Raw genomic sequence first — 22,466 nt, 5'->3', positions numbered from 1 at the left:
TTATTTAATAAAAAATAATCATACTAAACAAAAAAGCCCTATATTTGCAAAAATTTTAAAACCGAGGTCGGGTACCTCAAACTAATTAAATTAATTATGTCTGTAAAAATTAGATTACAAAGACACGGTAAAAAAGGGAAACCTTTTTACTGGGTAGTAGCTGCTGATGCACGCGCGAAAAGAGATGGTAAATACTTACAAAAAATTGGTACTTACAATCCTAACACTAACCCTGCAACTGTAGATATCAATGTTGATGCTGCTGTTCAATGGTTATTCAACGGTGCTCAACCAACAGATACTGCAAGAACTTTACTTTCTTACAAAGGAGTTATGTTGAAACATCACTTACAAGGTGGAGTTAGAAAAGGTGCGCTTACTCAAGAGCAAGCTGACGCTAAATTTACTGCTTGGTTAGAAGAGAAAGAAAACAAAATCAACGCTAAGAAAGAAGGATTATCTTCTTCTAAAGCTGCTGACAAAGCAACAAGATTAGCTGCAGAGAAAGAAGTAAACGCTAAACGCGCTGCTGCTGCTGCTGAAGCTAAAGCTGCTGCTGAGGCTGCAACTGCTGAAGCTGCTGTTGAAGCAACTGAAGAAAACAACGAAGAAACTCAAGCATAATTTTTCAGCGATATGCGTAAAAAAGATTGTTTCTATTTAGGCAAAATCGCGAAAAAATTTAGCTTCAAAGGGGAGGTTCTGGCATACCTGGATACCGATGAACCAGAGTTATATCAAAATTTGGAATCAGTTTTCGTCGACTTCGACGGACAACTGATTCCTTTTTTTATTAAAGAAGCTTCATTGCATAAAAGCGATTTTTTAAGAGTTAAATTTGAAGACTGTAATTCTGAAGAGGATGCAGATCAATTAATTAATTCTGAACTATATCTTCCTCTTTCAATGTTGCCAAAACTTGAAGGAAATAAGTTTTACTACCACGAAATTACAGGGTTTGATGTAGAAGATACTAAGCTTGGTAATGTAGGAAAACTTATTAGAGTTAACGATAGTAACTATCAAGCTCTTTTTGAAATAGATCACTTCGGAACTCAAGTTTTAGTTCCTATGATTGATCAGTTCATCAAACTTGTTGATCGTGAGAATAAGAAATTAGTACTTAATATCCCTGATGGATTATTAGACTTATATTTGAATAAATAATATTCTTTTCTTTAAAGATATAAAATACCTAAAGCGTCTGTAAAGTGTACTTTACAGACGCTTTTTTTATTGATACCCTCTTCCTTTTTCGTACTTTTGACACTATAATTATAATCACTTCTAAATGTTTAAATTCAAACAATTTACTATTGAACAAGATAAATGTGCTATGAAAGTAGGCACTGACGGTGTTTTACTTGGCGCATGGACTCCTGTTGACAATAATCCTTACGCTATTTTAGATATTGGTTCAGGTACAGGCTTACTTGCTTTAATGATGGCACAACGTACGGATGCAGAACAAATAGACGGTGTTGAAATAGATGAAGCTGCTCACGAACAAGCTATTAACAACTTCGAAAATAGCCCTTGGGGAGATAGACTTTTCTGTTACCACGCAGGATTAGAACAATTCGCTACTGAAATTGACGAAGAATACGATTTAATTATTTCCAATCCTCCTTTCTTTAGTGAAGATGTACTTTCTAACGATGCTCAAAGAGATACTGCTCGTTTTCAAGATGCTCTCCCTTTTGATTTACTAATAGAGGCAGTAGAATTTTTCTTATCTGAAAAAGGTATCTTCAGTGTAATTATTCCTGCTAAAGAAGAAGATAAATTAATACACTTAGCAGCAGAGTTTGGTATTTATCCAATGAAAGTTACGCGTGTAAGAGGACATAAAGACGCCGAAATTAAACGTAGTCTTATTGCTTTTTCAAGAACATTTATTGATAAAATCCCTTTAGATGAGTTAATAATCGAAATTGACAGACACGTGTATACCCCTGAATTTACGGCACTTGTGAAAGATTTTTATTTAAAAATGTAAAAAAAAACAAAAAAACTTTGCTTTTATTAATTTATTTTTTTGATATTTGTTCCATCAAATAGAGATAAAAAGATATGAATTTAAGATTAACAAATATGCAAGCTATGATGATGATGTGGAGAAATCCGCAGGGCTTGTTATTTGCATAATCCAAAATATATAATAACATTAAAAAGCCCTTGTAAATTACAAGGGCTTTTTTTTTGATTTAATCCAAACAGTATATAATTAGAATAAATATAATACCATGATTTTCAATACTAACACAATGATGATGGCAATGATGATGATGAACATGATGATGTTCACGCCCTCCTATTGCCTAAAGTCACCGAGTTAGTATCGTTCAAATAGATAACTAAAACTTTGAGTCCTTTCGGCAATTGCCGAAAGGACTTTTTTTTTACAACAACTTTTTTAAAAAAACATATAAAACACAAAATTATGAGCAACTTCGATTTTTCAACACAGGCATTACACGCAGGACACAATGTACAAACAACAGCAGGAACAAGAGCTGTACCGATTTACCAAACATCATCTTACGTATTTGAAAACGCAGATCACGCAGCAGGAGCATTTAACTTGTCAATCCCTGCTTATATCTATACAAGATTAAACAATCCGACGAATGATATTCTTGAAAAAAGATTAGCCACTTTAGAAGGTGGGATCGGAGCTGTAGTAACCTCATCGGGAGCAGCGGCAATTTCAACTGCTCTACTTACATTATTAAAAGCAGGCGACCACATTGTATCATCAAGCAGTTTATATGGTGGAACTTACAACCTTTTCAATGTTACATTACCACGCTTTGGAATCAATACAACTTTCGTAGATTCTTCTGACATTGAAAACTTCAAGAAAAATATTTTGCCAAATACGAAGGCAATATTCATTGAAAGCTTAGGTAACCCTAAACTTGACATTATCGATATACAGGCAGTTTCTAAAATTGCAAAAGAGTTTAAAATTCCACTAATCGTTGATAATACAGTTGCTTCACCTTCTCTACTTAGACCTATTGAACACGGAGCAAACATTGTGATTCACTCTCTTACAAAATACATTACTGGAAACGGGACATCTTTAGGAGGCGCAATCATAGATGCTGGAACATTCGACTGGAGCAGTGGTAAGTTCCCCGAATTTACAGAACCTTCTCCAGGATACCACGGATTAATCTACCACGAAGCACTTGGAAATGCCGCATTCATTGCTAAAGTAAGAGTTGAGGGATTAAGAGATTTGGGTGCTGCATTAAGTCCTTTCAATGCTTTTCAAATCATTCAAGGATTAGAAACCTTACCTATCAGAATTAAAAAACACAGTGAAAATGCACTTGAATTAGCTGAATGGTTAGAAAAACAAGAAGAAGTAGCTTGGGTTAATTACCCTGGTTTAAAATCAAGTCCTTATTACGACTTAGCAAAGAAATATCTTCCAGAAGGACAAAGTGGTGTGGTTACTTTCGGATTGAAAAAAGGATTTGAAGCCGCTAAAAAAGTAGCAAATGAAACGGTTCTTTTCTCTTTGCTTGCTAATATCGGAGATACTAAGTCATTGATTATTCACCCTGCTTCTACTACTCACCAACAACTAAGCGTAAACGAACAAAAAGCAACAGGTGTTTCTCCTGATTTAATTAGACTTTCTGTTGGTATTGAAAATATTGAAGACCTGAAAACTGATTTGAAAAACGTATTTAAAAAACTATAATTTATGAGTACCCAAACTGACATATTAAATAATATTCCTATTGATCCTCATACTGGTGCTATTGCGGTTCCAATTTATCAAACAACAACATTTGCTCAAGAAGCTCCTGGAGTAAACAAAGGTTTTGATTACTCTCGTACTAATAATCCAACAAGACAAGTGCTTGAGAACTTAGTTGCATCCTTAGAAAATGGTACAAATGGATTTGCTTTCGGAAGTGGTTTAGCGGCAATTGATGCCATACTTAAAACGCTTTCTACCAATGACGAAGTAATTGCAGTAGCTAATATTTATGGGGGCACTTATAGATTATTAAATGATGTATATGCCAAGTTTGGGATTAAAACAACTTACGTTGATACGACAAATGCACAAAATGTAAAAGATGCTATTACAGCTAATACCAAAATCATTTGGATTGAAAGTCCCACAAATCCAACATTGCGCATTTCAGATATTCAGGCAATTGCTAAAATAGCAACAGAAGCAAAAGTGTTACTATGTGTTGACAATACGTTTGCAACACCAATCGCACAGAAGCCTCTTGACTTAGGAGCTGACATAGTAATTCACAGTGCTACAAAATACATCGCAGGGCACTCAGACGTAGTTGCTGGATTAGTAATAACCAAAACAGAAGAGTTGGGAAGAACAATCAAGTTTCACCAAAACGCCACAGGTGCAATCCTAAGTCCATTTGATAGTTTTCTAACCATTCGCGGCATTGAGACCTTGTTGTTGAGATACAAAGGGTATTCTGAAAACGCTCAAAAAATAGCAGAGTACCTCAGCACACATCCAAAAATAAACAACATTTATTATCCAGGTTTACCAACACACGAAGGACACGAATTAGCTAAAAAACAACAGAAATACTTCGGAGGTGTTATAAGTTTTGATTTAAAAGAAAACACAGAAAAAGCTGCGTTTAAATTGATTAAAAGCCTACAACAATTCACCTTAACAGAGGGCTTAGGAGGAATTAAAAGCTTAAGTAATTATCCCTATAAAATGTCTCACGGATCTGTTCCTACAGCCATTAAAGAGAAAGCAGGAATATCAAAAAGTTTAATCCGATTATCCATCGGCTTAGAAGAAACAGAAGACTTATTAAAAGATATAGAGCAAGCATTAGCAAAACTATAAAGACCATTTACAATGAATAGCTTAAAAGAAATAACATTAACCAACTACGTTTTACCAAACGCCAGAACACAAGACTTTACGTTAACCTACCAAGTTTTTGGGCAACCACTACATACAGCTCCAATTGTATTGATAAACCACGCTTTGACAGGAAATAGTGATGTGAGTGGCGAAAATGGCTGGTGGAAAAGCTTAGTGGGAACAAATCAAGTAATTGACCTAAACCGCTATACTGTTATTGCTTTTGACATACCTGGTAATGGTTATAATCAAAATCCATCCCATCTAATCACTGATTATAAAATAATCACAACCCAACTAATAGCTAATCTGTTTTGGAAAGGTTTACAAATAATAGGTGTTGATAATTTATACGCTGTAGTTGGTGGTAGTTTAGGTGGTAGTATCGCTTGGGAAATGGCATTGCAAAAGCCAAATGCAATACAACATTTAATTCCTATTGCTACAAGTATACGAGCATCAGATTGGCTTATTGGCAATGCTTTAGTGCAAGACAGTATTCTAACTAACTCTGCAAATCCTATTGAAGATGCCAGAATGCACGCTATGCTTTTATATCGTACACCTGCTTCTCTTCAGTTGAAGTTCAACAATCAGATTAAAGAACAAGAAGAACAATACGCAATAGAAAGTTGGTTAAAGTACCACGGAAAAACATTGAATAATCGCTTTGCTCTGTCTTCTTATAAGCTAATGAATCACCTATTAAAAACAATAGGACATCACTTAACAGAAGAAACGTTAGAACAGTTTGCCAAACAAAGCTCCACAAACATTCTAAGTATAGCAGTTGACAGTGACTATATGTTTACCAGCACAGAACAAAAACAAATTGTAGAACGCATTAAAAAACACAAAAAGAATATAGCGTTCAAAGAAATTCAATCAATACACGGACACGATGCCTTTTTGATAGAATACGAACAATTAAACCATTTATTAACAGACATATTTTAAATCAGCATAAAATGAAAGTATTAAAGTTTGGAGGGAAATCCCTTGCATCAGGACAAGCTTTTGACAATGTAATTAACATCATTACAGACAAAGCAAACCAAGGACGTATCGCTATTGTTGTTTCTGCTATTGGAGATACAACAGATACATTGGAAAATATCTTAGAATTAGCCAAAACACAACAAGACTATAATACTGCCTTTGAAGCTTTTAAAAATAGAAGCTATCACCAATTAGCAGATATTAAAACAGAGCTTGATGTATTGAACAAATTATATGAAGGGGTTTCTTTAATTGAAGATTACAACTTAAAAATTAAAGACCAAGTACTTGCACAAGGAGAAGTTATTTCAAGTAAAATATTAGCGAAACAATTGATAGACAGAGGCTTCAAAGCACTGGCTGTTGATAGTCGCCAATTTTTTATAACAGATAACAATTTCGGAAGCGCACAAGCCAATGAAGAACTATCAAAAGAAAAAACACAAGCTTATTTTAAATCGTTAGATCAAAATACTATTGCTGTTGTAACTGGTTTTATTGGCTCTACCGAAAAAGGAGAAACAGTAACATTAGGACGAAATGGAAGTAATTACTCTGCTGCATTATTAGCCAACTTCACTAACGCTGATGAATTGCAAAACTACACTCACGTAGATGGAATTTACACTGCTAATCCAGATTGGGTAAAAAATGCTCAGAAAATTGAAGAATTACACTTTGATGAAGCTAATGAGTTAGCCAATTTTGGTGCTTCCATTTTACACGCAAAAACAATATTGCCTCTTGTTGAAAACAATATTCCGTTAAGAATATTAAACACATTAAACCCTCAAAGTACAGGTACATTGATTTCTGGTAAACAAACAATACAAGGAATTAAATCTCTTTCCGTACAATCTGATGTAGCATTAATTCAATTTGAAGGAAGAGGATTATTAGGAATTGCAGGAGTAGATGCAAGAGTATTTACAGCCTTAGCTAATGAAGAAATAAGCGTTGGTGTTATTTCACAAGGTTCTTCTGAAAGAGGATTAGGTTTTATTGTTGAAGCACAAGACGCTGAATTAGCAGCTGAAGCACTACAAAAAGAGTTTCAAAATGACTTCTACACAAAAGACGTAAACCGTATTTCTATCCTAAAAGACATTGCTGTTATTTCAATCATCGGACAAGACTTAAGCACCTTTGACAAACCCTATGCAGCCTTAGTTAAAAATAAAATTGTTCCTATTCTTTTCAACAATACAGTAACAGGTAAAAACGTGAGTTTAGTAGTTCGAAAAGAAGAAGCTAAGAAAGCACTCAATGTAATTCACGGACAAATATTTGGTATCGCTAAAAAAATAAACATTGCTGTATTTGGACACGGACTTGTAGGTGGTACTTTAATTGACCAAGTACTACAATCTGCTGAGTCAATTGCTGCAAAAAAGAATATTGCCTTGAACATCTTTGCGATTGGAAACTCTAAGAAAGTCTTATTATCAGACAATGGAATTACGGAAAATTGGAGAGATCAACTTGTAAGCAATAGCATTCCTTACACGATTAAAGATGTTGTTGACTTTGCAAATCAAAATCACTTAGAAAATTTAATTGCTATTGACAATACAGCTTCTGGCGAATTTGTAAAAAACTATATTCCATTAGTTGAAAATGGCTTTGACCTTATCTCTTCTAATAAAATTGGAAATACCATCTCTTATGATTTTTACAAACAATTGCGAGATACCTTAAAAGCAAATCACAAAGAGTATTTATACGAAACCAACGTAGGCGCAGGATTACCGTTAATCGATACAATTAAGTTATTACACTTATCAGGCGAAAACATAACAAAGATAAAAGGTGTATTCTCAGGTAGTTTAAGTTACATATTCAACACATATTCTGTAGAAGACCGCACTTTTAGTGCTGTATTAAAAGAAGCTATTGACAAAGGCTTTACAGAACCTGACCCAAGAGAAGATTTATCTGGAAACGATGTAGGTCGTAAACTATTAATCTTAGCCAGAGAATTAGACTTACAAAATGAATTTGAAGAAATAAACATTCAGAACCTAATTCCTACAGATTTACAAACAATAGATACGCCAACATTCTTACAAAGTTTAGAAAAGCTAAACCCTTATTTCGACAAAATAAAAGAAGGTCTAAAGCCAAACACTGTGTTGAGATATGTAGGAGAACTATCAGGAGATTTACAAAAAGACAAAGGTATTTTAGAAACTAAATTGGTAGAAGTACCTACTAATTCAGCCTTAGGTCAGTTAAAAGGTTCTGACAGTTTGTTTGAAATCTACACAGAAAGCTATGGAGAGAATCCAATCATCATTCAAGGTGCTGGTGCTGGTGCATCAGTTACAGCAAGAGGAGTATTTGGAGATATACTAAGACTTGCTGACAAATAAAAAGACAGTTAACGGTTTATAGTTAACAGCTGTAAACCTTTTTCATAAACTACCCCATACCCCAAAAACTAAAAAATGAGTACAACTACCCCCAACAATGAGTTTTGTTTTGAAACACAAGCCATCCGGACCCAAATAGAGAGAAGTCAATTTAACGAGCACTCTGCCCCACTTTACTTGACATCAAGCTTTGTCTTTGATGATGCAGAAAATATGAGAGCAGTATTTGCAGATGAAATTGTGCAACACTCTTACTCTCGATTTACTAATCCCAACCAAACAGAATTAGTAGATAAGATATGTTTATTTGAAAAAGCAGAAGCAGGTTATGCTTTCGCTACAGGGATGGCGGCCATTTATTGTAGTTTGTTTCCTTTACTAAAAACCGGAGACCACGTTATTTCTTGTTCAAACATATTTGGTTCTACAAGGTCACTACTAAGTAACCTTTTTCCAGAATGGGGAGTAACAACAAGCTACTTTGATATCAATGAAGTTGCAATTGTAGAAAGCTTAATACAACCAAATACTAAAATACTATTTGCTGAGAGTCCAACTAACCCTGGTGTAGATATTTTAGATTTAGCTTTATTAGGAGAAGTTGCAAAAAAACACAACTTAATCTTTATTGTTGATAACACCTTTGCAACACCATATCTACAGAATCCTATTGATTTTGGTGCAGATCTTGTGGTTCATTCAACAACAAAGTTAATTGATGGACAAGGGAGAGTTTGTGGAGGGGTAACAGTCGGCAATAAAGACCTCATCCAAAAGATATACCTATTTGCCCGTACAATTGGAACAGCAATCTCACCTTTTAATGCTTGGATACTATCAAAAAGCTTAGAAACACTTGCCGTACGCGTAGATAGACATTGTGAAAATGCATTAGCTATTGCACAATTTTTAGAAAAGAACCCTAACGTAGAATTTATTAAATACCCGTTTCTTCCAAGTCATCCACAATATGAAATGGCTAAGAAACAAATGAAACAAGGAGGTAATATTATTACTTTCGGCATTAAAGGAGGATTAGATGCAGGTCGAAACTTCATCAATGCCGTAAAGTTATGTAGTTGTTCTGCCAACTTAGGAGATAGCAGAACAATTGTTACCCACCCCGCTTCTACAACCCATAGTAAGGTTCCTCCGGCAGAAAAAATTGCTACAGGTATTACAGATAACCTGATTCGTCTGTCTGTGGGATTAGAAAATGTAAAAGATATTATCAGTGATTTAGACCAAGCACTTCGTGCAAAGTAAAATCAAAAGGAACAAATGAAGAACGAAAAAAAAGAAGAATTATGTCAACAATACTAACCAAAACAGATATTAGAGAACTGCTAAAAGAAAGAACATTGGTACTTGATGGAGCAATGGGTACAATGTTGCAGGCATATCAGTTTACGGAAGAAGACTTTAGAGGAGAGCGCTTTGCTGATTTTGCACATTCTCTTAAAGGAAACAATGACTTGTTGTCTATAACTCAACCTGAAGCTGTAAAAGAAGTTCATCGAAAATATCTTTTAGCCGGAGCGGACATACTATCTACTAATACTTTCTCAGGCACAACCATTGCAATGGCCGATTATCACTTGGAAGACCTTGTGTACGAATTAAACTATCAGTCGGCAAAAATTGCAAGAGAAGTTACTGATGAAGTTGAAGCATTAACTCCTGACAAACCCCGTTTTGTAGCTGGAGCTATTGGCCCAACCAACAAAACAGCGAGTTTATCACCCGATGTTAATAACCCGGGGTATCGTGCAATTACCTTTGAAGAATTGCGCGTAGCTTACAAACAACAAGCAGAAGCTTTATTAGATGGAGGTTGCGATTTATTATTAGTAGAAACAATCTTTGATACTCTGAATGCAAAAGCAGCTTTATTTGCTTTAGACGAGATACGTACAGAAAGAAACATTGATATTCCGATTATGATTTCGGGAACAATTACTGATGCTTCTGGACGTACTTTATCAGGACAAACAGTAGAAGCTTTCTTAATCTCAATTTCGCATATTCCTTTATTAAGTATCGGATTTAACTGTGCTTTGGGAGCAGAACAATTAGAGCCCTATGTCAAACAATTATCACAACATACGGCTGTAAATATTTCTGCACATCCAAATGCTGGATTGCCAAATGCTTTTGGTGAATACGACGAAACACCGGAAGAAATGAGAGCGTTAATCAATAGTTTTCTAAGTCAAAACTTAGTACAAATTATTGGTGGATGCTGTGGTACTACACCAGATCACATTAAGTTAATTGCTGAGGCAGTAGAAGAAAATCAAAGTGCACGTAAGGCATTTCCTAAAAGCACTCCTAAACCAGTTTTAGCGTTATCTGGACTTGAACCACTCTACGTAACTGCTGAAGCTAACTTTATCAATATTGGCGAACGTACGAATGTTACGGGGTCACGACGTTTTCTTCGTTTAATCAAAGAAGAGAAGTTTGACGAAGCACTTGCTGTTGCACGTGAACAAGTAGAAGGTGGAGCACAAATTATAGACATAAATATGGATGAAGGTTTGTTAGACGGTGTACACTGTATGACTAACTTTCTAAACTTAATAGCATCAGAACCTGATATTGCAAAAGTTCCAATTATGATTGATAGTTCCAAATGGGAGATTATTGAGGCTGGATTGCGAGTGGTACAAGGAAAAGCAATTGTCAATTCTATTAGCTTAAAAGAAGGAGAAGCATTATTTATTGAACACGCTAAATTAATTAGACGTTATGGTGCTGCCTCAGTCGTAATGGCTTTTGATGAAAATGGACAAGCTGATTCTTACGAAAGAAGAATTGAAATCTGTAAACGCTCGTATGATATCTTGGTTAATGAAGTAGGCTTTCCCCCTCAGGATATAATCTTTGACCCTAATATATTCCCGGTTGCAACAGGAATGGAGGAACACAACAACAATGCATTGGACTTTTTTAATGCGACGAAATGGATTCGGGAAAACCTTCCTTATGCCAATGTAAGTGGTGGTGTAAGTAACGTTTCCTTTTCCTTTCGTGGTAATAATAAAGTACGTGAAGCTATGCACGCTGCCTTCCTATACCACGCTATTCAAAATGGAATGAATATGGGAATTGTTAATCCTGAAATGTTAGAGATATACGATGAAGTTGATCCTGATTTAATGAGATATGTAGAAGACGTATTGTTAAACAGAAAAGACGACGCAACTGAAAGACTATTAGACTTTGCAGAGAGTATCAAATCTGATGTAACAAGTAATACCTCAGCTCAAAAAATTGAAGAATGGCGCGCTGGTACTATTCAAGAACGATTGACACACTCTCTTGTGAAAGGCGTTGAAACCTACATTGAAGTGGATGTTGAAGAAGCAAGATTAAGTGTTGACCAACCTATCAAGGTTATTGAAGGTTATTTAATGACCGGAATGAATGTAGTAGGTGATTTATTTGGAGCTGGAAAGATGTTTTTACCTCAAGTTGTCAAATCTGCTCGAGTAATGAAAAAAGCAGTGGCTTACCTCCTTCCCTATATTGAAGAAAGTAAACGTTTAAATGCTACAGCCTCTACGGGTAACGCAGGGAAAATACTTATGGCAACCGTACGTGGTGATGTGCACGATATTGGAAAGAATATAGTAGCTGTTGTCTTAGCCTGTAACAATTATGAGATTGTGGATTTAGGTGTAATGGTCTCTCCTGAAAAAATCATTGAAACAGCCATAAAAGAAAATGTTGATGTAATTGGGTTAAGTGGTCTTATTACCCCCTCTTTAGACGAGATGGTTCACTTGGCAAAAGAATTAAACAAAATAGACTGTAACGTGCCCATTATGATCGGAGGCGCAACAACTTCAAGAGTACACACAGCAGTAAAGATTGCCCCTGAGTATAACAATTGTGTTGTTCACGTTCACGACGCTTCTCGTTCAGTTACAACTGTCAATCAATTACTACAAAAAGAAATAAAAGAAGAGTTTAAATCCTCTTTAAAAGAAGAATATAATAAACTACGACAAGACTACTTAGGCAGAGCAAGAGATAAGAGCTATGTTACCTTAAAGCAAGCAAGAGCTAATAAGTTTAAAATTGAGTGGAAACAAGAAGATATTGTTCAACCAAACTTTATAGGTACACAACAAGTATCTGTAGAATTAGATGAGCTATTACCATTTATAGATTGGGCTCCCTTCTTTCGTTCTTGGCAATTATTTGGAAAGTTTCCAGCTATTTTAAAAGATGAAGTCGTTGGAGAAACAGCTACACAGCTCTATGAAGACGCCTTAGTGATGTTAGATAAAATCATCCAAGAACGCTGGTTTGAAGCCAAGGGAATTATTGGAATATTTCCAGCAAACCAAGTGAATGACGATGATATAGAAGTGTACAATGAAAAAGGAGAAGTTATCAACACCCTATTAACATTGCGCCAGCAGTCATTAAAAAATGTCAAAGCACCCAATATTGCTTTAGCAGACTTTATTGCTCCAAAAGAAACAGGATTACAAGATTATATCGGTCTTTTTTGTGTAACAACTGGATTTGGAGTAGATGAAATTGCCAAAGCTTATGAAAATGACTTAGATGATTACAATGCAATTATGGTTAAAGCATTAGCCGATAGATTAGTTGAAGCATTTGCTGAATTTCTACACCACAAGGTAAGAAAGGAAATTTGGGGATATGCCCAAACTGAGGAGTTATCTAACGAAGAACTAATCAAAGAACACTACCAAGGTATAAGACCAGCTCCAGGATATCCAGCTTGTCCGGACCACCTTGAGAAAGGAACGATTTGGGAACTGCTACAAGTAGAACAAGAAATTGGCGTAAAACTAACCGAGAGTTACGCTATGTTTCCTGCAGCAGCTGTTTCGGGTTACTATTTTGCTCACCCTCAAAGTAGATACTTTGGTTTAGGAAAAATAGAACAGGATCAATTGCAAGATTATGCAAATAGAAGAAATATCTCAGTAGAAGATGCTGAAAAATGGCTTGCCCCCAACTTAGCCCAAAACAAGAATTTAATACCAAACTAACTATGAAAGTAACAGAACACATAAAAAACGCAAAAGGAAAAACACAAGTTTCATTTGAAGTATTGCCTCCATTAAAAGGTCAAAACATAAAAGGAATCTTTGATTCTATAGAGCCGTTAATGGAGTTTAATCCCCCTTTCATAGATGTAACTTATCACAGAGAAGAGTACGAATACAAAGATGCGGGCAATGGGTTATGGGAAAAAAGAGTTGTTAGAAAACGCCCAGGTACTGTTGGTATTTGTTCAGCTATTCAAAATAAGTTTAAGATAGATGCTGTTCCACATATTCTTTGTGGTGGTTTTACAAAAGAAGATACAGAGAACTTTTTAATTGACTTAGACTTTTTGGGAATTGACAATGTTGTTGCGTTAAGAGGAGATGCTGTAAAAAATGAAACCTATTTCAAAGCAGAACCAAAAGGAAACAAATATGCTTCCGAGTTAGTTTCTCAAATATCAGATTTGAACAATGGTATTTACTTAGACCCAGAGCTTGAAAACACAAGTAAGACAGACTTCTGTATTGGTGTTGCAGGATATCCTGAAAAACATATGGAGGCACCTAACTTTGATACGGACTTAAAGTTTTTAAAACAAAAAATAGACAATGGAGCTGAATATATCGTTACTCAAATGTTTTTTGACAATGCTAAATTCTTTGAGTTTGTTAAGCGTTGTAGAGAAATTGGGATTGACGCACCTATCATTCCTGGATTAAAGCCATTGGCAACTTTAAATCAGTTGAACTTATTACCTCATCGTTTTAAAGTTGACTTACCAGACGAGTTGGTAGCAGAAGTTTTAAAAGCAAAAGATAACGCAGCTATTCGTCAAATAGGAATAGAATGGTGTGTTCAACAGTCCAAAGAACTCATACAAGCAGGCTTGCCTATTATTCACTATTACTCTATGGGGAAAGCAGATAATATTAGAAAAATTATTCAATCAAGTTTATAGCTATAATTCAAATTAGGCTGTTTCATTTCATATGAAATGAAACAGCCTTTTTCTTTAGATAAAACTTGTTGTTTTATATACCCCCTTTGATTTCTCTATAAATAAATGTCTTCTAAAATCAAATTATCGAATTAAACACCTTATCATAAGCATAGGTTATCGTTACAAAAGTTGCATATATTCAAAATATAGTTATTTTTGTTTCTCAACCAATAAACCAAAAAACATTATGAGACCAGACTTGTTTCAAGCACCTGACTATTACTTATTAGACGATTTATTAACAGAGGAACACAAACTTATCCGTGATACAGCAAGAGCATGGGTAAAAAAAGAAGTTTCTCCTGTTATAGAAGACTTTGCTCAAAGAGCTGAATTTCCAAAACACCTTGTACCTGGATTAGCAGAAATAGGTGGTTTTGGTCCCTATATACCAACAGAGTACGGAGGTGCTGGGTTAGACCAAATTTCTTATGGTTTAATTATGCAAGAGATTGAAAGAGGAGATTCTGGAATCCGTTCAACTTCATCTGTGCAATCTTCTTTAGTTATGTATCCTATTTGGAAATATGGTAATGAAGACCAACGCAATAAATACTTACCAAAACTTGCTTCTGGAGAATTCATTGGATGTTTTGGATTAACAGAACCAGATTATGGTTCTAATCCAGGAGGTATGATTACTAATTTTAAAGATATGGGAGACCACTATCTTTTAAATGGAGCCAAAATGTGGATCTCAAATGCTCCTTTCGCTGATATTGCAGTAGTTTGGGCTAAAAATGAAGAAGGAAGAATACACGGGTTAATCGTTGAAAGAGGAATGGAAGGTTTTTCAACTCCTGAAACACACAATAAATGGTCATTAAGAGCTTCTGCAACAGGAGAGTTAATTTTTGACAACGTAAAAGTTCCAAAAGAAAACCTATTACCAAATAAATCTGGATTAGGAGCACCACTTGGTTGTCTTGATTCAGCTCGTTATGGTATTGCTTGGGGAGCTATTGGTGCTGCAATGGATTGTTATGACACTGCCTTGAGATATTCACAAGAACGCGTTCAATTTGACAAACCGATTGGAGCAACACAATTACAACAAAAGAAATTAGCTGAAATGATTACTGAAATCACAAAAGCACAATTACTAACTTGGCGTTTGGGTGTTCTTAGAAATGAAGGAAGAGCAACTACCGCTCAAATATCAATGGCTAAGAGAAACAACGTAGCCATGGCATTAGACATTGCACGTGATGCTCGTCAGATGTTAGGAGGAATGGGAATTACTGGTGAATACTCAATTATGCGTCATATGATGAATTTAGAATCAGTAGTTACTTATGAAGGAACACACGATATTCACTTGTTAATAACAGGAATGGATGTAACTGGTTTCCCTGCATTCAAATAAAAAACATTAAAATAGATAAAGTTTATCAAAAGAGCTTCTCTTAATGGAGAAGCTTTTTTAATTTTGCGTAAAATATTATCAGAATGACTATTCAAGAAATTAACGCACAGATTGCTGAGGAAAGAAATGCTCTTCTTCAACATCCATTATATGGTAAAATTAAAACTATTCCGAACTTATGTGCTTTCATGGAAGGACACGTATATGCAGTTTGGGATTTTATGTCATTATTAAAAGCACTTCAACAAAAGTTGACTTGCACAACAACGCCTTGGTTTGCTTCAGAGCATCCACAAACGCGTTATCTAATTAATGAAATTGTACTTGCTGAAGAATCTGACTTAGCAATGGACGGAAGTCGTTTAAGTCATTTTGAAATGTATTTAGATTCAATGCACGCAGCTAAAGCTGATACAACAGCTATTGAAGCATTGATTACTACTCTTAAAAAAGGTATGCCAATCACAGAGGCAATTGACAATACAGCACTTGACGAAAATATTAAAGAATTCTTACACTTTACATTTGATGTAATTGAAAGAGGGCAAACACACGAAATTGCAGCTGCTTTTACATTCGGGAGAGAAGATTTAATTCCTGCGATGTTCACTGAAATCTTACGTGGTTTCCAAGCGAACTTCCCAGAAACAGACTTAACAAAACTTGTTTATTACTTTGAAAGACACATTGAACTTGATGGTGATGAGCACGGACCAATGGCTATGCAAATGATTGTAGAACTTTGTGGTACAGACACTCAGAAATGGGAAGATGTAGTTAGAGTATCTAAACAAGCATTAGTAAAACGTTACAAATTATGGAATGCGATTGAAAATGCTATCCAATTGCAATAAGGTTAACATTTATTAAACACTTTAAACATCGGTTTTTATTTATATTTACCAAAAAGCACGAATATGAAGAATTTACAAGGAAAAAAAGCAATTATTACTGGAGGAGGAAGAGGATTAGGAAAAGCTACAGCAATAGCATTTGCACAAGAAGGAATTGACGTTGCTATTACAGGACGAAATGAAAAGACTCTTCAAGCAACTGTAAAAGAAATTGAAGCATTAGGAGTGAAAGCTACTTATGCCGTTTTTGATGTAACAGATAAAGCAAAAGTAAAAAGTGAAATCGCTGCAGTAATCGAAAGATTAGGTGGTGTAGATATTTTAGTAAACAATGCAGGTATCTCTGAGTTCGGTAAATTTACTGATATGCCAGCAGAACGTTGGGAAGAAATCTTATTAACAAATGTTATGGGAGTTTACAACGTTACAAGAGAAGTATTACCACATTTAATAGATAAAAACGAAGGAGATATCTTTAACGTAGCTTCTACAGCAGGGTTAAATGGAAATGCAACAACATCTGCATATTCAGCTTCTAAGTTTGCCGTTATCGGTTTATCTGAATCATTAATGAAAGAGGTTCGTAAAAACAATATTCGTGTATGTACATTGACACCAAGTACAATTGCATCAGATATGTCTATTGAATTAGGATTAACAGATGGTAATCCTGACCACATTTTACAACCAGAAGATTTTGCAGAATTAATTGTTGCAACATTGAGATTACCAAGAAGAGCCATGGTTAAAACAGCATCGCTGTGGACTACCAATCCTCAATAATTTAGAGAGAAAAGAGAATTTATTTCCCTCTTATTACTTATTTTAAATACAGAAAAAACTCACTATAATTAGTGAGTTTTTTTTATTCGTATTTTTATCAAACAGTAGTAATTTTAATTACTTTTGTCCGATTTTTAAAACGCCCATTTAGGTATGCTACGAAGACTTACAAGATTCATTTTCAAAATATTACTTCTTTTTTTCGGACTTAGTATTTTTTCAGTAATCTTTTTCAGGTTTGTTCCAATTCCATTTACTCCATTAATGTTTATTAGAGTATATGAACAAGTGAAAGATGACAAAGAAATTAAACTTGAACACAAATGGGTTTCAATTGACAAAATAAGCGTCAACCTCCAAAAAGCAGTAATTGCAAGTGAAGATGGTCATTTCTTAAAACACAATGGTTTTGATTTTAAAGCCATTGAAAAAGCAATGAAAAATAACGAGAAAGGCAAACGCATTAAAGGAGGTAGTACTATTTCTCAACAAACAGCTAAAAATGTTTTTCTATGGCCAGGGAGGAGTTATATCAGAAAAGGCTTTGAAGCATATTTTACAGTTTTAATCGAGCTTTTATGGTCTAAAGAACGTATCTTAGAGGTATACCTCAATAGCATAGAAATGGGAAATGGAGTTTATGGTGCACAAGCAGCAGCTAAACACTGGTATAAAAAAGATGCAAACAAATTGACACCTACTGAAGCCGCAGGAATTGCTGTTATTTTACCGAACCCACGAAAATACAAGGCAACAAATTCAGGGCCATATATCACTAAACGAAAACAAATTATAACAAGATATGTCAATGGATTTGGCCCACTCAATTTAAAAAAAGTAGAGAAAAGCACTAAAAAATAGAGAAATAGAGAAGTATAATTATTTTTTGATACAAATTTTATAATAATTATATTTTTTAATAACTTTGAACAAATATATATTTTAAAATAAATTACTATGAAAAAATTATTGTTATCATTGGCCGTTGTTGGGATGTTATTTGCTACATCATGTAAAGACACTAAAGCAGAAGAAGGAGCTCAAGTTGAAGCTACTGCTGACTTAAGTTCTTTTGAAAACGCTACTAAAGAAGCTGAAGCTAAATTAGAAGAAGCTAAAAAAGCTGTAGAAGCTGCTGCTGCTGCTGGAGACGAAAAAGCTAAAGAAGAAGCACAAAAAGCATTAGACGCTGCTCAACAAACTTGGGACGAAGCTAAAGCTAAATTAGAAGACGCTACTAAAGCTGCAAAAGAAGAAGCTGAAAAATTAGCTAACAAAGCTACTGAAGCTACTGAAGATGCTAAACAAGCTGTAGAAGACGTTAAAGATGCTGCTGCTGAAAAAGTAGAAGATGCTAAAAAAGCTGTAGAAGAAACTAAAGAAGCTGCTGCTGAAAAAGTAGAAGACGCTAAAAAAGCTGTAGAAGAAACTAAAGAAGCTGCTGCTAAAAAAGTAGAAGAAACTAAAGAAGCTGCTAACGAAGCTAAGAAGTCATTGAAAAATGCTGCTGACGCTTTCAAAAAGTAATCAGTTTACACCTTATAAATTAAAGGAGCTATTTTAGCTCCTTTTTTTTTGCTTATATGCCAAAAAATGTATCATATCATATTCATTATCAATAGCTAAATAATTTTATTCGATTAAAACCACTTTCTATTTTCTTGTTGAATAAGTAATTTTACATCAACAAAAAAAATGAATAACTATGAAAACAAATATTGGAATTACACCGGAAGCTCGTCAATCAATTACAGACATTTTATCACAATTATTAGCTGACGAGTTTGTATTATTTACAAAAACAAGAAATGCACATTACAACGTTGAAGGTATCGACTTTCACGCGATGCATTTATTCTTTGAAACACAATATGACGAATTAGAAGAAAGAATTGATGCTGTAGCAGAAAGAATTCGCCATTTAGGTCATTACGCACCTTCTTCATTAAAAGACTACCTTAGATTGACTCATTTAACTGAAGAAAGAGACAATGAAGGAAATGATAGTGCTTCTTGGATAAAAGACTTAACGAAAGACCACGAGGCCATTATTATCTTTATCAGAGAGAATATTGAAACAATTGAAGAACTTAATGATGCTGGAACAGCTGACTTCTTAATTGGATTAATGGAAGAACACGAAAAAGCAGCGTGGATGTTACGTGCGCATATAAAATAAACAATTGCTTAAGAAAAAGATAAAAGACTTGCCTATATATAGGCAAGTCTTTTACTTTATACCTACTTCAATAAAGTATAGTATATTTACAAATCACAAACACTAAAGTAATATGAAAAAATTCATCGCTATGGCAATGTTAGCCTTAGTTGGAGTAGCTTGCTCAAACAATGAACAATCAGAAGAAGCACGTGCTGAACAATTTCAAAAAAACTTAAATAAGGAATTCAGTGATGCTAAGTCATCTCCACTTCCTAAAGATGCACTTAAAAAGTTTAAATCGTTAGACTACTTCCCTATCTCTGAAGATTTCGTCATTGAAGGAACATTAGTAAGAACTCCAGATGAACAACCTTTTGAAATGCCAACTACAACGCACAGAAAACCTGTTTATGTAAAATATGGGGAGATAAACTTTTCATTAAACAATAAAAATTTCAAGCTTGATGTTTTTCAAGATGTAGCATTACGTGAAAAGAAAGAATATGCTAAACACTTATTTCTTCCTTTTACAGACTTAACTTCTGGAGTTACATCTTACGGAGGCGGAAGATATATAGATTTACAAATACCTGAAGGGGACAAAATTATCATCAACTTTAATTTAGCATATAACCCATATTGTGTTTATAATCCTAAATTTTCTTGTCCTATTCCACCAGAACAGAACTTCATTGAAGCAGATATTAATGCGGGAGTAAAAGATTACAAATACGAATAAAAAAAGCCGAGTTAATTAACTCGGCTTTTCTGTTTATAATAAATCTACTATTATTTTAATTTTTTAATTCCCATACTATACAAAGTGAACGCTTGTAGATCAACATTCTCTTGTATTTGTTGCGCTATCGACTTACCAGCACCATGACCAGCATTTGTTTCGATTCGGATCAACATAGGGTTAGTTCCTTTGTTCTTCTCTTGTAACGTAGCAGCAAATTTAAAACTGTGCGCAGGTACAACTCTATCATCGTGATCTCCAGTAGTAACCATCGTTGCAGGATAAGCAATCTCTTTCACATTATGAAGAGGAGAATATCCTTTTAAATAATCAAACATTTCTTTGCTATCTTCAGATGTTCCATAGTCATACGCCCATCCAGCTCCAGCTGTAAATGTATGGTAACGCAACATATCTAACACTCCAACTGCAGGTAAAGCTACTTTCATTAAATCAGGACGTTGAGTCATTGTAGCTCCAACTAATAATCCTCCATTTGAACCTCCTTTAATAGCAAGGAAATCAGAAGAAGTATACTTATTATCAATTAAATACTGTCCAGCAGCAATAAAGTCATCAAATACATTTTGTTTCTGCATTTTAGTACCAGCTACGTGCCATTCTTTACCATATTCCCCTCCACCTCTTAAGTTAGGAACAGCATAAATACCTCCGTTTTCTAACCAAATAGCATTAGCAATACTGAAAGACGGCGTTAAGCTAATATTAAATCCACCATAAGCATAAAGCATTGTAGGATTCTTTCCATTTAACTCAATACCCTTCTTATGTGTAATAATCATCGGAACTTTAGTACCATCTTTAGAAGTATAGAATACTTGTTTAGACTCATACTGAGAAGAATCAAACTTAACTTTTGGTTGCTCGTAAACTTTAGATGCTCCTTCTTTTGCATCAAAAGCATAAATAGTTCCAGGAGTAATATAATTTGTAAAAGAATAGTACAACGTAGTATCCTCTTTTTTACCTCCAAAACCACTAACAGTTCCTATTCCAGGTAATTCTACCACTCTAACTTCTTTTCCTGTATAATCGTATTGCTTAACAACAGATACAGCATCTTGTAGATAGTTAGCAAAGATATATCCAGCACCTTTTGTTGGCGTTAAAACATTTTTTGTCTCTGGAATAAAGTCAACCCAATTTGCTTGAGCAGCATTATTAGCATCAACTGTTACAACACGCGTATTTGGTGCTTTATAATCTGTTGCTATAAACAACTTACCATCTTTACTATCTAAAACACCACTACTACTCTCAAAGTTATTAACAATGTTAATAATTGGGCTATTTGTTTTAGTTAAGTCTTGAATATACAATTCGTTTCCATAAGTAGAATTTGCAGCTGTAATAACTAAATATTTATTATCACCTGTAACATAACCACCTACATATCTTCTCTTTTTATCTTTTCCGAAAATTAGAGCATCTTCTTTTTGTGCAGTACCTAATTTGTGGTAATACAACTTATGTTGGTCAGTCTTAGCAGACAATTCACTTCCTTCAGGCTTGTCATAACTTGAGTAATAAAATCCTTCATTACCAAACCAAGAAACACCACTAAACTTTACATCAACAAGTGTATCTCCAATTACCTTTTTTGTTTCAGCATCTAAAACAATAATCTTTCTCCAATCACTTCCTCCTTCAGAAATTGCGTATGCAACTTTAGAACCATCTTCAGAGAAATCAACACTACCTAAAGAAGTTGTTCCATCTTTAGAAAACTTATTTGGATCTAAGAAAACCTCTTCCTTACCAGCCTCATCTTTTCTATATAAGATAGATTGATTTTGTAAACCATCATTTTTAAAGAAATAAGTATACTTTCCTTCTTTAAAAGGAGCACCTATTTTTTCGTAATTCCACGCTTCCTCCATTTGTTTTTTCAAATCATCTCGGAAAGGAATTTGAGCCAAATAATTGTAAGTAACCTCATTCTCTGCTTTCACCCAAGCTGCAGTTTCTTCAGAGCGGTCATCTTCTAACCAACGATAAGGATCAGCAACATCAACTCCAAAATAAGTATCTACTACTTCACCTTTATTCGTTACTGGGTATTTCAATGCCTCAGCAGTTGAACTATCTCCTTGTTTACACGATATAACGATTGTAGCAACAAGCAGAGTCATAAATGTTTTTCTCATAAATAGGGTAATAATTAGTTATAAAACAAATATAAATAAATATAGGTAGTAATCCCATCTTTATGGCACTATACCAAAAGCAAAAAGCAAGGATATCCTTGC

At 34.6% G+C, this 22,466-nt stretch carries 18 protein-coding genes; 17 read left to right on the top strand and 1 reads right to left on the bottom strand.

The annotated features are described in order from the left end of the window. Positions 1-96 precede the first annotated feature (96 nt). From AABL81_RS03565 to AABL81_RS03485, 17 genes are all read left to right on the top strand, one after another. On the top strand, positions 97-624 hold the full coding sequence (locus tag AABL81_RS03565) for a 30S ribosomal protein S16 (protein WP_090407705.1): 528 nt from the start codon (positions 97-99) through the stop codon (positions 622-624). Positions 625-636: 12 nt separating this feature from the next. Beyond that, positions 637-1,167 carry a ribosome maturation factor RimM gene (gene rimM / locus AABL81_RS03560; RefSeq protein ID WP_158209566.1) on the top strand — a complete coding sequence of 177 codons (531 nt, stop codon included), beginning with the start codon at positions 637-639 and terminating at the stop codon, positions 1,165-1,167. A gap of 124 nt (positions 1,168-1,291) precedes the next feature. Next, the gene (locus AABL81_RS03555; RefSeq protein WP_158209567.1) at positions 1,292-1,999 is read left to right on the top strand and encodes a tRNA1(Val) (adenine(37)-N6)-methyltransferase; all 708 of its coding nucleotides are present in this window, start codon (positions 1,292-1,294) and stop codon (positions 1,997-1,999) included. Between the two features lie 444 nt (positions 2,000-2,443). Next, positions 2,444-3,718, top strand: a complete 1,275-nt coding sequence (locus AABL81_RS03550) for an O-acetylhomoserine aminocarboxypropyltransferase/cysteine synthase family protein (RefSeq protein WP_341340359.1) — start codon at positions 2,444-2,446, stop codon at positions 3,716-3,718. Positions 3,719-3,721: 3 nt separating this feature from the next. Beyond that, a complete protein-coding gene (locus AABL81_RS03545) occupies positions 3,722-4,864 on the top strand; it encodes a trans-sulfuration enzyme family protein (RefSeq protein WP_341340358.1) in 1,143 nt (380 codons plus the stop codon). A gap of 12 nt (positions 4,865-4,876) precedes the next feature. Continuing rightward, complete coding sequence (locus tag AABL81_RS03540) at positions 4,877-5,842, top strand: alpha/beta fold hydrolase (protein WP_341340357.1); 966 nt, start codon at positions 4,877-4,879, stop codon at positions 5,840-5,842. Positions 5,843-5,853: 11 nt separating this feature from the next. Continuing rightward, the gene (thrA, locus tag AABL81_RS03535) at positions 5,854-8,256 is read left to right on the top strand and encodes a bifunctional aspartate kinase/homoserine dehydrogenase I (protein WP_341340356.1); all 2,403 of its coding nucleotides are present in this window, start codon (positions 5,854-5,856) and stop codon (positions 8,254-8,256) included. A 75-nt stretch (positions 8,257-8,331) separates the two neighbouring features. Continuing rightward, positions 8,332-9,522 (top strand): trans-sulfuration enzyme family protein, encoded by a 1,191-nt coding sequence (locus tag AABL81_RS03530; RefSeq protein ID WP_341340355.1) that lies wholly within the window; start codon positions 8,332-8,334, stop codon positions 9,520-9,522. A gap of 41 nt (positions 9,523-9,563) precedes the next feature. Beyond that, on the top strand, positions 9,564-13,292 hold the full coding sequence (gene metH, locus AABL81_RS03525) for a methionine synthase (protein WP_341340354.1): 3,729 nt from the start codon (positions 9,564-9,566) through the stop codon (positions 13,290-13,292). Between the two features lie 2 nt (positions 13,293-13,294). Next, positions 13,295-14,251 (top strand): methylenetetrahydrofolate reductase [NAD(P)H], encoded by a 957-nt coding sequence (gene metF, locus AABL81_RS03520; protein WP_158209573.1) that lies wholly within the window; start codon positions 13,295-13,297, stop codon positions 14,249-14,251. Positions 14,252-14,480: 229 nt separating this feature from the next. Continuing rightward, the gene (locus tag AABL81_RS03515; protein ID WP_090407735.1) at positions 14,481-15,659 is read left to right on the top strand and encodes an acyl-CoA dehydrogenase family protein; all 1,179 of its coding nucleotides are present in this window, start codon (positions 14,481-14,483) and stop codon (positions 15,657-15,659) included. An 83-nt stretch (positions 15,660-15,742) separates the two neighbouring features. Next, complete coding sequence (locus tag AABL81_RS03510; protein ID WP_158209574.1) at positions 15,743-16,513, top strand: DUF3050 domain-containing protein; 771 nt, start codon at positions 15,743-15,745, stop codon at positions 16,511-16,513. A gap of 63 nt (positions 16,514-16,576) precedes the next feature. After that, the gene (locus tag AABL81_RS03505) at positions 16,577-17,296 is read left to right on the top strand and encodes a 3-ketoacyl-ACP reductase (protein WP_158209575.1); all 720 of its coding nucleotides are present in this window, start codon (positions 16,577-16,579) and stop codon (positions 17,294-17,296) included. Between the two features lie 153 nt (positions 17,297-17,449). Then, positions 17,450-18,157, top strand: coding sequence for a monofunctional biosynthetic peptidoglycan transglycosylase (gene mtgA, locus AABL81_RS03500; RefSeq protein WP_158209576.1), 708 nt, complete (start codon positions 17,450-17,452; stop codon positions 18,155-18,157). 96 nt (positions 18,158-18,253) lie between these two features. Further along, complete coding sequence (locus tag AABL81_RS03495; protein ID WP_341340353.1) at positions 18,254-18,823, top strand: hypothetical protein; 570 nt, start codon at positions 18,254-18,256, stop codon at positions 18,821-18,823. Between the two features lie 178 nt (positions 18,824-19,001). Beyond that, a complete protein-coding gene (locus AABL81_RS03490; RefSeq protein WP_158209578.1) occupies positions 19,002-19,475 on the top strand; it encodes a Dps family protein in 474 nt (157 codons plus the stop codon). Between the two features lie 112 nt (positions 19,476-19,587). Further along, entirely contained in the window at positions 19,588-20,196 is a 609-nt protein-coding gene (locus AABL81_RS03485; protein ID WP_341340352.1) for a DUF1684 domain-containing protein, read from the top strand. A 50-nt stretch (positions 20,197-20,246) separates the two neighbouring features. Here AABL81_RS03485 and AABL81_RS03480 read toward each other — a convergent pair whose 3' ends face one another. Continuing rightward, the gene (locus tag AABL81_RS03480) at positions 20,247-22,349 is read right to left on the bottom strand and encodes a prolyl oligopeptidase family serine peptidase (protein WP_341340361.1); all 2,103 of its coding nucleotides are present in this window, start codon (positions 22,347-22,349) and stop codon (positions 20,247-20,249) included. Positions 22,350-22,466 lie beyond the last annotated feature (117 nt).

This window comes from Myroides sp. C1519 (assembly GCF_038039755.1).
Lineage (GTDB): Bacteria > Bacteroidota > Bacteroidia > Flavobacteriales > Flavobacteriaceae > Flavobacterium > Flavobacterium phaeum_A.
Note: the sequence above shows the minus strand (reverse complement) of the source record. Positions and strands in the feature narration are given on the sequence as shown.

Coding starts and splice junctions, on each gene's coding strand:
- AABL81_RS03480 (WP_341340361.1), bottom strand. CDS start 22,349: ATGACTCTGCTTGTTGCTACAATCGTTATATCGTGTAAACAAGGAGAT.
- thrA (WP_341340356.1), top strand. CDS start 5,854: ATGAAAGTATTAAAGTTTGGAGGGAAATCCCTTGCATCAGGACAAGCT.
- mtgA (WP_158209576.1), top strand. CDS start 17,450: ATGCTACGAAGACTTACAAGATTCATTTTCAAAATATTACTTCTTTTT.
- metF (WP_158209573.1), top strand. CDS start 13,295: ATGAAAGTAACAGAACACATAAAAAACGCAAAAGGAAAAACACAAGTT.
- AABL81_RS03490 (WP_158209578.1), top strand. CDS start 19,002: ATGAAAACAAATATTGGAATTACACCGGAAGCTCGTCAATCAATTACA.
- AABL81_RS03510 (WP_158209574.1), top strand. CDS start 15,743: ATGACTATTCAAGAAATTAACGCACAGATTGCTGAGGAAAGAAATGCT.
- AABL81_RS03530 (WP_341340355.1), top strand. CDS start 8,332: ATGAGTACAACTACCCCCAACAATGAGTTTTGTTTTGAAACACAAGCC.
- AABL81_RS03555 (WP_158209567.1), top strand. CDS start 1,292: ATGTTTAAATTCAAACAATTTACTATTGAACAAGATAAATGTGCTATG.
- AABL81_RS03550 (WP_341340359.1), top strand. CDS start 2,444: ATGAGCAACTTCGATTTTTCAACACAGGCATTACACGCAGGACACAAT.
- AABL81_RS03565 (WP_090407705.1), top strand. CDS start 97: ATGTCTGTAAAAATTAGATTACAAAGACACGGTAAAAAAGGGAAACCT.
- AABL81_RS03540 (WP_341340357.1), top strand. CDS start 4,877: ATGAATAGCTTAAAAGAAATAACATTAACCAACTACGTTTTACCAAAC.
- rimM (WP_158209566.1), top strand. CDS start 637: ATGCGTAAAAAAGATTGTTTCTATTTAGGCAAAATCGCGAAAAAATTT.
- AABL81_RS03485 (WP_341340352.1), top strand. CDS start 19,588: ATGAAAAAATTCATCGCTATGGCAATGTTAGCCTTAGTTGGAGTAGCT.
- AABL81_RS03515 (WP_090407735.1), top strand. CDS start 14,481: ATGAGACCAGACTTGTTTCAAGCACCTGACTATTACTTATTAGACGAT.
- metH (WP_341340354.1), top strand. CDS start 9,564: ATGTCAACAATACTAACCAAAACAGATATTAGAGAACTGCTAAAAGAA.
- AABL81_RS03505 (WP_158209575.1), top strand. CDS start 16,577: ATGAAGAATTTACAAGGAAAAAAAGCAATTATTACTGGAGGAGGAAGA.
- AABL81_RS03495 (WP_341340353.1), top strand. CDS start 18,254: ATGAAAAAATTATTGTTATCATTGGCCGTTGTTGGGATGTTATTTGCT.
- AABL81_RS03545 (WP_341340358.1), top strand. CDS start 3,722: ATGAGTACCCAAACTGACATATTAAATAATATTCCTATTGATCCTCAT.